This is a genomic window from Paraburkholderia caffeinilytica (genome assembly GCF_003368325.1).
Classification (GTDB): Bacteria; Pseudomonadota; Gammaproteobacteria; order Burkholderiales; family Burkholderiaceae; genus Paraburkholderia; species Paraburkholderia caffeinilytica.
Map to the genome: position 1 here is coordinate 3,761,618 of NZ_CP031467.1, position 12,210 is coordinate 3,773,827.

At 62.1% G+C, this 12,210-nt stretch carries 12 protein-coding genes and 1 pseudogene; 11 read left to right on the forward strand and 2 right to left on the reverse strand.

Annotated elements, in window-relative coordinates; all coding sequences use genetic code 11:
* The first annotated feature begins 39 nt into the window (after nt 1-39).
* The 9 genes from DSC91_RS33030 to lhpI all read left to right on the forward strand — a co-directional run bounded on the left by DSC91_RS33030 (nt 40) and on the right by lhpI (nt 9,630).
* The gene (locus DSC91_RS33030; protein ID WP_115782702.1) at nt 40-1,005 is read left to right on the forward strand and encodes a LysR family transcriptional regulator; all 966 of its coding nucleotides are present in this window, start codon (nt 40-42) and stop codon (nt 1,003-1,005) included.
* Nucleotides 1,006-1,157: 152 nt separating this feature from the next.
* Nucleotides 1,158-2,597, forward strand: coding sequence for a 3-isopropylmalate dehydratase large subunit (gene leuC, locus DSC91_RS33035; protein ID WP_115782703.1), 1,440 nt, complete (start codon nt 1,158-1,160; stop codon nt 2,595-2,597).
* Nucleotides 2,575-3,198 carry a 3-isopropylmalate dehydratase small subunit gene (gene leuD / locus DSC91_RS33040; RefSeq protein ID WP_115782704.1) on the forward strand — a complete coding sequence of 208 codons (624 nt, stop codon included), beginning with the start codon at nt 2,575-2,577 and terminating at the stop codon, nt 3,196-3,198. Before leuC ends, leuD begins: the two co-directional genes overlap by 23 nt.
* A complete protein-coding gene (leuB, locus tag DSC91_RS33045; protein WP_115782705.1) occupies nt 3,195-4,259 on the forward strand; it encodes a 3-isopropylmalate dehydrogenase in 1,065 nt (354 codons plus the stop codon). The genes leuD and leuB overlap by 4 nt, the downstream gene beginning before the upstream one ends.
* Before the next feature lie 48 nt (nt 4,260-4,307).
* Nucleotides 4,308-5,453 carry an ABC transporter ATP-binding protein gene (locus DSC91_RS33050; protein WP_115782706.1) on the forward strand — a complete coding sequence of 382 codons (1,146 nt, stop codon included), beginning with the start codon at nt 4,308-4,310 and terminating at the stop codon, nt 5,451-5,453.
* Nucleotides 5,443-6,474 carry an ABC transporter substrate-binding protein gene (locus DSC91_RS33055; RefSeq protein WP_115782707.1) on the forward strand — a complete coding sequence of 344 codons (1,032 nt, stop codon included), beginning with the start codon at nt 5,443-5,445 and terminating at the stop codon, nt 6,472-6,474. The genes DSC91_RS33050 and DSC91_RS33055 overlap by 11 nt, the downstream gene beginning before the upstream one ends.
* 73 nt (nt 6,475-6,547) lie before the next feature.
* Entirely contained in the window at nt 6,548-7,777 is a 1,230-nt protein-coding gene (locus DSC91_RS33060; RefSeq protein WP_115782708.1) for an ABC transporter permease, read from the forward strand.
* 1 nt (nt 7,778) lies between these two features.
* Entirely contained in the window at nt 7,779-8,606 is an 828-nt protein-coding gene (locus DSC91_RS33065) for an ABC transporter permease (protein ID WP_115782709.1), read from the forward strand.
* A 76-nt stretch (nt 8,607-8,682) separates the two neighbouring features.
* A complete protein-coding gene (lhpI, locus tag DSC91_RS33070) occupies nt 8,683-9,630 on the forward strand; it encodes a bifunctional Delta(1)-pyrroline-2-carboxylate/Delta(1)-piperideine-2-carboxylate reductase (protein ID WP_115782710.1) in 948 nt (315 codons plus the stop codon).
* 74 nt (nt 9,631-9,704) lie between these two features.
* Here the strand turns inward: lhpI and DSC91_RS33075 are convergent, their stop codons facing one another.
* Both DSC91_RS33075 and DSC91_RS33080 read right to left on the reverse strand, forming a co-directional pair.
* Complete coding sequence (locus tag DSC91_RS33075; protein ID WP_162831492.1) at nt 9,705-10,349, reverse strand: NAD(P)-dependent oxidoreductase; 645 nt, start codon at nt 10,347-10,349, stop codon at nt 9,705-9,707.
* Entirely contained in the window at nt 10,346-10,954 is a 609-nt protein-coding gene (locus tag DSC91_RS33080) for a TetR/AcrR family transcriptional regulator (RefSeq protein ID WP_162831493.1), read from the reverse strand. The genes DSC91_RS33075 and DSC91_RS33080 overlap by 4 nt, the downstream gene beginning before the upstream one ends.
* 196 nt (nt 10,955-11,150) lie before the next feature.
* On the opposite strand from DSC91_RS33080, the gene DSC91_RS33085 reads away from it, so the two are divergent.
* Nucleotides 11,151-11,453, forward strand: coding sequence for a putative quinol monooxygenase (locus tag DSC91_RS33085; protein ID WP_115782713.1), 303 nt, complete (start codon nt 11,151-11,153; stop codon nt 11,451-11,453).
* A 108-nt stretch (nt 11,454-11,561) separates the two neighbouring features.
* Nucleotides 11,562-12,209 (forward strand): annotated as a pseudogene (locus tag DSC91_RS33090) (methyl-accepting chemotaxis protein); the annotation flags it as partial.
* Between the last annotated feature and the right edge of the window lies 1 nt (nt 12,210).

Here is a 12,210-nt window from a genome sequence, read left to right on the forward strand (position 1 = left end):
GATGAATCGCCACCCTTATTGAGCATGTATTATTGACACATGCTTAAGACGATCACTCCATTCTCTGCTGGTCCGCGCGGCTTGCCCCGTGAGGAATTGCGTAGCCACCTCGTTTCCCGCATCGACATTTTTACGCTCCGGCTGTTTCTTGCGGTGGTCGAAGAGAGCAGTATTGCGCGCGCGGCGGATCGGGAGCACGTAGCGCCGTCGGCTGTCAGCAAGCGCCTGGCGGACCTCGAGCAGATGATGCACGTCGCGCTGCTCGAACGCCATCGACGCGGTGTTTCGTTGACGCCGGCAGGGCAGGCATTGCTTCGTCATTCGCGTCGCATTCTTCGCGATCTTGAGGAGCTCGAGGCCGAGATAGGAGAGTTCACCTCGGATTCACAAGGCGCGCGTGGACATGTGCGCGCGCGTGCGAACGAGTCCGCGCTGTTCGGTTTTTTCCCGGATGCGCTCAGTCGTTTCATGGGGGAGTACCCGAACATCACCGTCGATCTGCGGCCGGATACCAGTACGGGCGCTGTGCAGGCGGTCCGTGATGGCGCCGCAGACTTCGGCATTTTCTGGGGCGATCAGCCTGTCGACGGCATGACGGTGATTCCGTGCTACGTTGACCGATTGGTCGTCGTGGTGCCGCAAGGGCACCCGCTGGCAGGGCGTCGCAACGTCAGCTTCGTGCAGCTGCTCGAATTCCCGATGATCCTGCAGGAGCCGATGAGTTCGATTCAAAACCTGACCGACCGCCTCGCGAGCGAGGCGGGACAAACGTTGAAATCACGCATCCGGGTGGCCGGCTTCGACGCGGTGTGCCACATGGCGCAGGCTGGGCTGGGAATCGGCATCGTGCCGGATTACTTCGTCAGCGCTCGCGCTTCGGCAATGCATATAGCAGAGGTACCGCTCGACGAAGCATGGGCCAGTCGTCTGCACAAATTGTGCGTGCGCAATAGGGACGAAATGCCCGCGGCGACGGGCCTGCTGGTCGAGTATCTCAGTCTCTGAGCGATCATTCCGGCCCGCTCATGTCGCATTACGTCGCATTAAGCCGCCTGAAGCTGCCATCGTTGTTCGCGTTGGCAGCGTTCCCAAATACGTCTTCTGCTGATTTTTGACCTTCCTAGACTTCACTCCATCGATCAACCGGTGGAGCATGCGTGTCTCAGGCAATCGCGAGTCGGGCCTCTCTTTTCGACAAGCTGTGGAAGCAGCATGTCGTCTACGAGCGTGACGACGGTCATACCCTTCTTTATATCGACCGGCACTATGTCGGCGACGATCTCCCGCGCGACACATTCGACGTGCTTGCCCGCAAAGGGCTGCGCGTACGCCAACCCGGCGCGACATTCGCGATGGCCGATCACTATGCGTCGACGCATGGCCGGTCGATCGCGGATGTCGTCGACGCCGATCGCCGCGAGCTCGTTCAGAAACTGCTGGACTTCACGCGCGAGCAGCGTGTCTCGATGTTTCCGCTCGACGATCCGCGGCACGGCATCGTGCATGTCACCGGGCCCGAGCAGGGGCTGACGTTGCCCGGCATGACGGTCGTATGCGGCGACAGCCATACGTCGACCCATGGTGCCTTTGGCGCGTTTGGCTTCGGTATCGGCTCATCCGAGGTGAGTCACGTTCTGGCGACACAAACGCTCTGGCAAAAACGTCCGGCCACCCTGGATCTCCACATTAGCGGAGCGCTTGCGGCCGGCATCACGGCGAAGGACCTCGTGCTCGCTCTGATCGCGCATCTCGGCGCGGCGGGCGCCACGGGGCATGTGATCGAGTATCGCGGCGCAGCGGTCGAGGCGTTGAGCATGGAAGCGCGCATGACGCTCTGCAATATGTCGATCGAAGCGGGCGCGCGCGGCGGAATGATCGCACCCGACGACACAACCTTCGCCTATCTGCGCGATCGACCTCATGCACCGACCGGCACCGCCTGGGAGGAAGCGCTCGCGCGTTGGCGCTCGCTTGGCAGCGACATCGGCGCGAAATTCGATCGGGCTGTGACCTTCGATGCCGGCACGGTCGTGCCGATGGTCACATGGGGCACCAGCCCCGCCGATGCCGCCGGAGTCGATGGCCGCGCCGGCGATCCCGCCGGGACCGACGACATGGTTGCGCGCCGGCGGATCGAGCAGGCGCTCGACTACATGGGTTTGCGCGCAGGGCAGCGCATAGCCGGTGTTCCCGTCGACCGCGTGTTCATCGGCTCGTGCACCAACGGACGCCTCGAAGATCTGCGGCTGGCGGCGTCCGTCCTCAAGCACGCCCGAGTGCGGGTGCCGACGCTAATCGTGCCGGGCTCGCGTGGCGTGCGAAACGCCGCGCAGGCCGAAGGCCTCGACCGGATTTTTATCGAAGCGGGCGCGGAGTGGCGCGAACCTGGCTGCTCGATGTGTCTGGCAATCAATGGCGACGAAGGGCGTCCAGGCGAACGCATCGCGTCGACCACCAACCGCAATTTCGTCGGCCGCCAGGGGCGAGGGGTTCGCACCCATTTGATGAATCCGGGCATGGCCGCCGCCGCCGCTGTCACAGGCAGCCTGATCGACTACCGGGAGGTCTTGCGCGATGCAGGCGTTCACGCGAATTGAAGGGATCGCGGCGCCCCTGTGCGCCGCCGACATCGACACGGACCAGATCGTGCCAGCCCGTTTCATGCATAAACCGCGCGAGAACTATGGCCGCTATTGCTTCCATGACCTGCGCAACGACGTGAGCTTCGTGCTGAACCAGACCGCCTTTCGTGACGCGCAGATCATCATCGCGGGGCCAAATTTCGGCTGCGGTTCGTCGCGCGAGCAGGCGGTTCACACGCTCGCCGACTACGGCATCCGCGCGCTCATCGGCACCAGCTTCGGCGACATCTTCTATTCCAACTGCCTGAAAAACGGCGTGTTGCCGGTTCGTGTGAGCGCGAAGTGGATCGCCCGGCTGTTCGATGCTATCGACGCCTCGCCGGGCGCGCGCGTGACTGTGGACTTGAACAGGCAGGAAGTGAGTGCATCCGGGCTTGAACCGGAACCGTTCGAGATTGACGCGTTCTCGAAGCAGGCCTTGCTGGCAGGCGAGGATGAAACCGACGTGACGTTGCGGCTTGGCGCCTATATCGATGCCTGGGAAATCGGGCATGGCATCGTGCCGCCATGCGAGGACGATCGTCGCGAGAATAGTTCGACTACGAGGAAATCATGAAGATTGCGGTATTGCCCGGAGACGGGATTGGCCCTGAAGTCATCGATCAGGCGATGAAGGTGCTCGACGTGTTGCGCCGCGAAGGCATGCCGCTGGAATGCGAGCGCGCGCTGATCGGTGGGTGCGCATTCGACGCGACCGGGCACCCATTGCCCGACGCGACACTCGCACTGGCGCGAAGCGCGGATGCAATACTGTTCGGCGCTGAAGGCGGTTTTCAGTATGAGTCGCTGCCGCGCGGCCTGCGCCCCGGTGACGCGTTGTTGACGCTGCGTCGCGAGCTCGATCTGTTCGCGAACTTCCGGCCTGTCGTCGCGTTTCCCGAACTCGGAGGTGCATCGCCACTGAAGGCGGCGCATGTCGACGGACTCGATCTGATGATCCTGCGCGAGCTGACCGGCGATCTGTACTTCGGCGAGCCGCGCGGCATTGTCGTGGAGGCGGGCGTACGTGTCGGCATCAATACGATGCGTTACGACGAAAATGAAATCCGCCGCATTGCGAAAGTTGGATTCGAGACCGCACGCAAACGCCGTCGCCGTCTGTGTTCCGTGGATAAGGCGAACGTACTCGAGTCGATGGAGTTGTGGCGCGAAGTCGTCGACGAAGTGGCGCGCGATTATCCGGACGTCGAACTCGAGCATCTCTACGTCGATTCCGCCGCGATGTCGTTGCTGCGTGCACCGAAGCAGTTCGACGTCATCGTCACCGGCAATCTGTTCGGCGACATCCTGTCCGATGAGGCATCGATGCTGGTCGGCTCGATCGGGATGCTTCCTTCGGCTTCCCTCGGAGCGGAGAGGCGCGGGCTGTACGAACCGGTTCACGGTTGCGCGCCGGACATCGCGGGTCGGGATATCGCCAATCCGCTGGCGTCGATTCTCTCGGCGGCCATGATGCTGCGCATGAGTTTCGACGAGCACGCTGCCGCCGACCGTATCGAACGCGCGGTGCGCCGCGTACTCGCGTCCGGCTACCGGACCGCGGACATCGTCGAGCCGGGTACGCGCCGCGTCGGCACGTCACAGATGGGTGACCTCGTTGTGGCCGCGCTGTCGTGATCGCGGCCGCCGGTCATCTCCTCATGTCCTGTTGAACGGAGTCATGTCATGAACGATTCCCGCCGAACGCTGGTCCGCTTTCGCAACGTAGGAAAAACTTACGACGGCGTCACGCCCGTGGTCGACCGTCTCGACCTCGATATCTACGAAGGCGAGTTTCTATCCTTGCTGGGGCCCTCCGGCTCGGGCAAGACGACTTGCCTGATGATGCTCGCCGGCTTCGAATCGCCGACGTCGGGCGAAATCTGGTTAGGGGAAACGCTGCTCAACACCACGCCGCCGCACAAACGGAACATCGGCATGGTGTTTCAGAACTATGCGTTGTTCCCGCATATGACGGTCGCGCAAAACGTCGGCTATGCGCTAACAGTGCGCCGCACGCCGGCTGCTGAAAAAGCCGCGGCCGTTGCGGCCGCGCTCGACATGGTGCGAATGGGCGAATTCGCCGGCCGTCTGCCGCGGCAACTATCGGGTGGGCAACAGCAGCGCGTGGCGCTGGCTCGGGCCCTGGTCTTCAATCCAAAGCTCGTGCTGATGGACGAGCCGCTCGGTGCGCTCGACAAGCGGCTGCGGGAGCATATGCAGATCGAGCTGAAGGAGCTGCATCGCGAACTGGGTGTGACCTTTGTGTACGTCACCCACGATCAGAGCGAGGCGTTGACGATGTCGGATCGGGTCGCCGTATTCGATGCCGGGCGAATTCAACAGATCGATCGCGTCGATGCGCTGTACGAGACGCCGTCGAACAACAATGTCGCGGGCTTTGTCGGCGACAGCAATACGTTTATCGGCGAATTGCTGTCGATCGATGGCCAGCAATGCGAGATCGCACTAAGTAACGGACAGCGGCTACGCGGGCTCGCGGTCGGCGAGTTGCGCATCGGCGCCGAGGTGCGCGGCTGCGCGCGTCCGGAACGGCTGGCCTTGCTGGACCCGCTGCAGACGCCGGCCCCGGGCGGTGCGCTGAATGTGCTCCGGGCGCAGTCCGAAGGGGCGCTGTATTTCGGCGATCACATGCGAGTGCGTTTCTCGCTGCCGGGACAGGAAACGGGTTTCGTGAAGGTGCCGCTGGATAACACGATGCTTCAGCGGTGTCGTGCCGGGGACACAGTCTGTCTGGCCATTTCCGCAACTCATGTGCGCGTGTTCGCGCACGAACCATCCACATCTCACGGGGTCCATCATGCGCATTAAGTATCTGGTTTTTGCCGCTGCCGCGCTTGCCTGCAGCCAGGTTGCCTTCGCGCGACCGCTGTCTGTCATCAACTATGGCGGCACGCTGGCCGACGCACAGCAAAGCGCGTTCATCGAACCGTTCAGGAAGGCGACCGGTCTCGATGTCGTCGCGACATCCTATTCGGGTGAGCAGGCGAAAGTGAAGGCGATGGTCGACGCGCATCAGGTGACCTGGGACGTCGTCGAGGTCGAATCGACGGATGTCGGCCGCGGCTGCGATTCCGGCATGTACGAACGGATCGACTGGCATGCGGTCCCGGATCAGCCCATGCTCGCTCCTGAAGCGCGGACTGAATGCGGCGTTGGACTGTTCGCCTGGGCCAATGCATTTGCCTACAACACGAAACTGACGAAGAACGCGCCGCAAAGCTGGGCGGACTTCTGGGACACGGCAAAATATCCAGGCAAGCGCGGCATGCGCAAATCGGCACGTGGCAATCTGGAGTTCGCGTTGATGGCCGACGGTGTCAAGCCCGCCGACGTCTACAAGGTTCTCGCCACGCCGGCTGGCGTGGATCGCGCGTTCAGGAAGCTCGATGCCTTGCGGCCGCAGATCCAGTGGTGGGACGCCGGCGCCCAGCCCGCGCAGTTCCTTGTAGCTGGCGACGTCGTGATGTCGACGGTGTTCACGGGCCGCATCATCACGGCGCAGAAAGCAGGGCAACCGCTCGACATCGTCTGGGATGGCGCGATAGCCGACTATGACTACTGGGTGATTCCCAAAGGTTCGGAGAACAAGGCGGATGCCATGAAGTTCATCAACTACTCGATCGGCGCGCAGCAGCAGGCGGACTATCTGGCGCGACAGCCAGGCGGCCCGGCCAACACCGCAGCGCTCGCAAAGATGACGCCCGAACAACTGAAGAATCTGCCGAACACACCCGAGCATCGGAAGGTTGGGCTTCCGAATAGTCGTGAATTCTGGGACGAGCACGGTGACGATCTCGATCAGCGATTCACCGCGTGGGCAACGCATTAGACGGCACGGGCAGATGGCGACCACATCTCGAACCGGAGCGCCGCTTGAAGGCGGCACGACAGCCAGCCGTGCGATGCCTGACGCACTGCGTGACAGCGGCCGGCGGGTTCGCCGGGGGCATGTCCGCGGCGACGTGCGCGGCGCCCTGTGGCTGATTGCGCCGCTGGCGATTTTCATGCTGGTGTTCTTCGTGATGCCGATCGCCAGCCTGCTCAGCCGCAGTGCATGGGATCCCGTCGTCCTGCATGCGTTCCCCGCCACGGCGGAAGCGCTAAAGGGCTGGGCCGGCGACTCGGTGCCAGCGCCCGCGACGTTCGCAGCGCTCGCGCACGACATTGAAAATGCCGACGCTGCCGGGACGCTAGGCGATGCGGCGACGCGGCTGAATCAGGATGCACCGGGCATGCGGGCTCTTCTGATGCGTACGCGCAGGCAACTGGCCCACGCAAACGCCGCGGACACGCCGCCGAAACTGGCGACTGTCGATAGCCGCTGGGGGGAGGTGGCGACCTGGAAAACGTTGTCGCGCTCGCTCAGCCCGCTGACCGCGAGCTATCTGTTGCGCGCGGTGGACCATGCCGAAACATCCGACGGCCATGTCGTCGCGCTTTCGTCGGAAGAGGGCGTGTACGTCGGCGTTCTGGGACGGACGCTCTGGATGAGCGCTGTCGTCACGTTACTGGTCACGCTGCTCGGCTTTCCGCTCAGCTACTGGCTTACCGGTCTGCCCGAGCGACACCAGCAGCGCGCGATGATGGCGATCCTGATCCCGTTCTGGACTTCAATCCTGGTACGTATCGCTGCATGGATGGTGGTATTGCCGAGAGAGGGGCTCGTGAACGAGGTACTGATGTCGGCTCACCTGATCGATTCGCCGGTCGCGCTGCTATACAACCGCACCGGCGTCTATATCTCGATGGTGCACATCCTGATCCCGTTCATGGTGTTGCCCGTGTTTGCCGTGATGCGCGGTATTCCGCGCAGCTACCAGATGGCGGCGATCTCGCTAGGTAGTCATCCGTTCGGCGCGTTCTGGAGGGTCTACGTGCCGCAGACGCTGCCCGGTGTCGCGGCGGGAGCGATGCTGGTATTCGTTAGCGCGCTCGGCTACTACATCGCGCCTGCGTTGCTCGGGGGCGCTGGCGACCAGATGCTCAGTTACTACATTGCGTACTTCACGAACACGGCGATCAACTGGGGATTCGCGGCGGCCCTCAGTGCTTTGCTGCTGGTTGCGACGGGCATGCTGTTCGTCGTGTACCGGATGCTGGTCGCGGTCCTGCCTGCACACAAGGGAGCGTGAGATGCGGCTTGTTCCTGTTTTCGAATCGCATGCCGGCTGGCCGGAGAAATGTTGGTACGTGGCGCAACGCGTGTTGTGCTACGGCCTGCTGATCTATCTGGTTCTGCCGATCGTCGCGCTGGTGCCTTTGTCATTCAATGCGAATGCGTTTCTCGTCTATCCGATTTCGCATCTTTCGTTGCACTGGTACCACGTGCTGCTGACGTCGGACACGTGGTGGCGCGCGATTCGCAACAGCTTCATCATCGCGCCTTTCGCGACCGTCATCGCGACGGTGCTCGGCACGCTGTGCGCGTTGGGACTGGACCGCGCGGAGTTTCCCGGAAAGCGGATCCTGACCGCCGTGATTCTGTTGCCGCTGGTCGCGCCGCTCGTGGTAGTGGCCGTTGCAATGTATCTGTTCTACATGAAGCTGGATCTTGCGGGTACCTATACGGGGCTTGTGATTGCGCATTCGCTGCTGGGGGCGCCGTTTGTGGTGACGACGGTGAGTGCGACGCTCAGGGGTTTCAATCACACGCTGGTGAAAGCTAGCCGCAGCCTCGGCGCGGGCCCGCTGGAAACCTTTTGTCGCGTGACGTTGCCGCTGATTCTCCCAGGCGTCGTGTCGGGGGCGTTGTTCGCGTTTGCTACGTCATTCGATGAAGTCGTGATTACGCTGTTTCTCGCCGGACCGTCGCAGGTGACGATTCCGCGCCAGATGTTCAGCGGCATTCGCGACAGCATCACGCCAACCATCGTGGCCCTCGCGACGATTCTCGTCGTGTTCTCGACACTGATGCTGATTGCGGTCGAGCAGGTTCGTCGCCGGGTTGCGGCGCGCAGCTAGGCACGCGGAAATTCAAACCTCGCCGGAGCGCCGGACCGCCGGACCACCCGGTCCGTTTTTTGAAGGATACCGATTCATGCTTCAACCGACCGCCGCTGAACTGGCGGCCTTGCTGCCATTCGAGCGCCTCGTACCTGCTCTCGCGCAAGCGTTTGAGGCCGGTGCGCAGGTTCCATTGCGGCATAGCCACACCATCCAGACGGGCGATGACACCGGCACGTCGTTGCTGATGCCCGCGTGGGACGCTGAGGGTTTTTACGGTGTGAAGATCGTCAACATTTTCCCGGGAAACCGGAACAAAGGCTTGAAGGGGCTGCATTCGACGTACCTGCTTTACGACGGCCGCACGGGTGTGCCGCTGGCGATGCTCGACGGCGACGTGATCACGTCGCGTCGTACCGCGGCGGCTGCCGCTTTAGGCGTATCGCTGCTGGCCAAAGCATCCGCCAGGAGCCTTCTGGTATGTGGCGCGGGACAGGTCGGCAGCCTGGTGGGACCGGCGATCGCGAGCGTGCGTGCGCTGGACCGGATTGCGGTATGGAACGTCAACGCCGATGCGGCACGCCGCTGTGCGGCGCGCTGGCGGGATGAGGGATTGCCAGCTGAAGCGGTGACGGATCTGGAATCGGCCGTGCGCAATGCGGACATTGTCAGTTGTGCCACGCTTGCCACAGAACCGTTAATCCACGCCGAGTGGCTCGAGGAGGGCAGTCATCTCGATCTGATCGGCAGCTTCACGCCACAGATGGTGGAAGCCGCGGCCGGGTGTTTCCAGCAAGGCGACGTTTGGGTGGACACGCAGGAGGCTCTCCTGAAAGCTGGAGATTTGCTGAAAGCAATTTCTGCGGGGGTGTGGAGTGCGGATGCTGTGAAGGGGAATCTCACGGAGCTGTGCAGGAACGTATGTCAACGACGGACAAACGATAGGCAACGAACGGTTTTCAAGGCGGTTGGTTCGGCGCTGGAGGATTTGGCGGCGGCGCGTCTTGCGTATCGGTTTCTTGCGGGACAGCGGGCTACATGACCGTAAAAAGGTGCGTAGTAGACGGTACGCAAGTGCGAAGTCAGTTTTCTCCAAAGGCGTATGAGCGACCACCGTCATCGCACCGATCCCTGACTGCTGACCAGCAGCCGTTGGCCGATGGTCCGGTCGTCTGCGGTTGCATCAAGCATGACCCGCGCCACATCGGCACGGGAGACTCTGGGCAGGCCTGAGACTTTCTGTACTTGCGTCATCGGCCGCACTTCGACAGCATCCGAGGGCGTCCCGTCAGTCAGGATCACTGGGTAGATGCCGGTCCATTCCAGTCCAGAGTCAGGTAGCAATCGTTCCGAGAGATCCTTATCTTGGAACACGGGGGCCGCGACCAGTCGGTAGGCAATGCGTGCGATGAGCGAGGCTGTGTGCGCGGTATCGCCCACGCCATAGGCGGACAACAGCACCAGTCGCAGAACACGGGCTCCCTGCATCGCCCGGATGATGAGCGGCAGGCTTTTCTGCATCAGATCCACGTTTTTCTTCTCGTGGGTGCCCAGGCAGCACAGCACCGCTTGGGCACCGCTCATGGCGGCTCGCATGGCGCGCGTATCGCCTAGCTGTCCTGCGACGATCTGCACACCCGGCCTGACTTGAATGCCCGCGGGATTGCGCACATAGCAGACAACGTCATGGCCTCGCTTCAAGGCTTCTTCAGTGACCAGACGGCCAGTTCCGCCGGTGGCTCCCAGTACGACGATTCTCACGGACGCTCCTTTCGTTTCTTCAGTAATGACAACCTGTTTGGTTTGATCTGCCCGGCATCCGTGCAGGTGGACGCCTCGAGCGTCCGTATGCACAGATTGACCACCGATTCGCGGTCGATGCCGGGCTCATCAGCTATTTCCCTGGACAGGGTTGTCACGAAATCCAGCCAGCCATTGATGGCGCCTCGAATCAGCGGGTCGTCGGCCAGCGCCAGGAGTTTCACGACTCTTTGCGTTAGAACGGCGTGATTGGCCCTGGTCACTTCACCGACCAGTACCGGCTGTACGTCCGCCTGCAACTGGAGGTTGATGGCCCGATCTCGCGACTGCGAAAAATGTTCCAGGTAGGCGCGCACGGCCGCGCGGATGTTGTCCAGTGGCGACAGATGCAAATCGAAGTCCGTAGCCGCCAGAAGCGCATCCGATTCGCTCTGAAGAACGGCTTCGAACAGGGCGGCTTTCGTGGGGAAATAGTGATAGACCAGAGCGCGCGTCACGCCGGCTTCAGCAGCGATGCTGGCCATCGAGGCGCTGTCGTAGCCGTTGTGGGCAAAGTGTGATGCGGCGATCCGAATGATCTGCGCCTGGCGATCATCGGGCTCCATACGGGTGGGTTTTGCGCTCTTTGACATATGTAAAATAATATGCAAACATTGGTTATTATGCAACTGTCAAATAACCGTATCGGATTTTGCTTGGCAAGCCGGTGATGTGAGCCGAGGTGGTCATTGAGCGGTGCAGCCCACGCATCCGGACCGTCAGGTTGTCGTTCCCTCTCTGAGTACAAAAGGAGTCATTCGCATGTTGAAAACCGCATTGTTCGTTCGCCTCGAAGCTAAGCCTGGCAAGGAAATGGACGTTGAAGAGTTCCTGAAGGCCGGCCTGCCTGTCGTTCAGGAGGAGCCTGCCACTATTGCCTGGTTCGGCATTCGCCTTGGGCCAAGCACGTTTGGCATCTTCGACGCTTTTCCCGATGAGGCTGGACGCGAAGCTCACCTGACCGGCAAGGTGGCTGCGGCCCTGATGGCCAAAGCAGGCGAATTGTTCTCCGAGCCGCCGAGCATCGAAAAGGTCGACGTGCTCGCGAGCAAGCTGCCTGCCTGAATTGCCTGCGATGCTGCGGGCGATCGGAGCGGATGTCGTCATTTGGTGACGTCGTGCAGAGTCACGTGGTGAGGTCTGAGATTCGGAGGGGCGGCAGACATAGGGCGGGGGGCGTCGAGCATGGATCAGATGACGTCGAACGTGAAGCGGAACGCCGACAGCGCCGAGCAGGCGGCCCAGTTCGCACGCCATGCCGCCGATGTCGCGACGCGCGGCAGCCGCGTCGTCGGCGAAGTGGTTCGCACGATGGGCGCCATCACGGATAGTTCGCGGCAGATTGGCGACATCATTGGCATGATCGACGGCATCGCGTTCCAGACGAACATCCTGGCGTTCAATGCTGCGGTCGAAGCTGCTCGCGCAGGCGAGCAGGGCCGCGGCTTCGCGGTCGTCGCGGCCGAAGTACGAAGCCTCGCGCAGCGCTCAGCGACTGCTGCGAAGGAAATCAAGGAGCTGATCGAAACGTCGACTGCAAGTGTCGAAGATGGCGCCTCGCTCGTTGCGAATGCCGGCTCGACGATGACGGAGATCGTTGCTTCGGTAGGCCGTGTAAGCGAAATTCTCGAGGAGATCAGCCAAGCGTCCCGTGATCAGAGCGCAGACATCGCACAGGTGAATCGCGCCGTCGGTGAAATGGACCTGGTCACGCAGCAGAATGCTGCCCTTGTTGAACAGGCCGCTGCTGCCGCGCACTCGTTGAAAGACCAAGTCGGTGAACTGCTTGAGGCCATTTCGAGATTCTCGCTGCCGGCCTGAA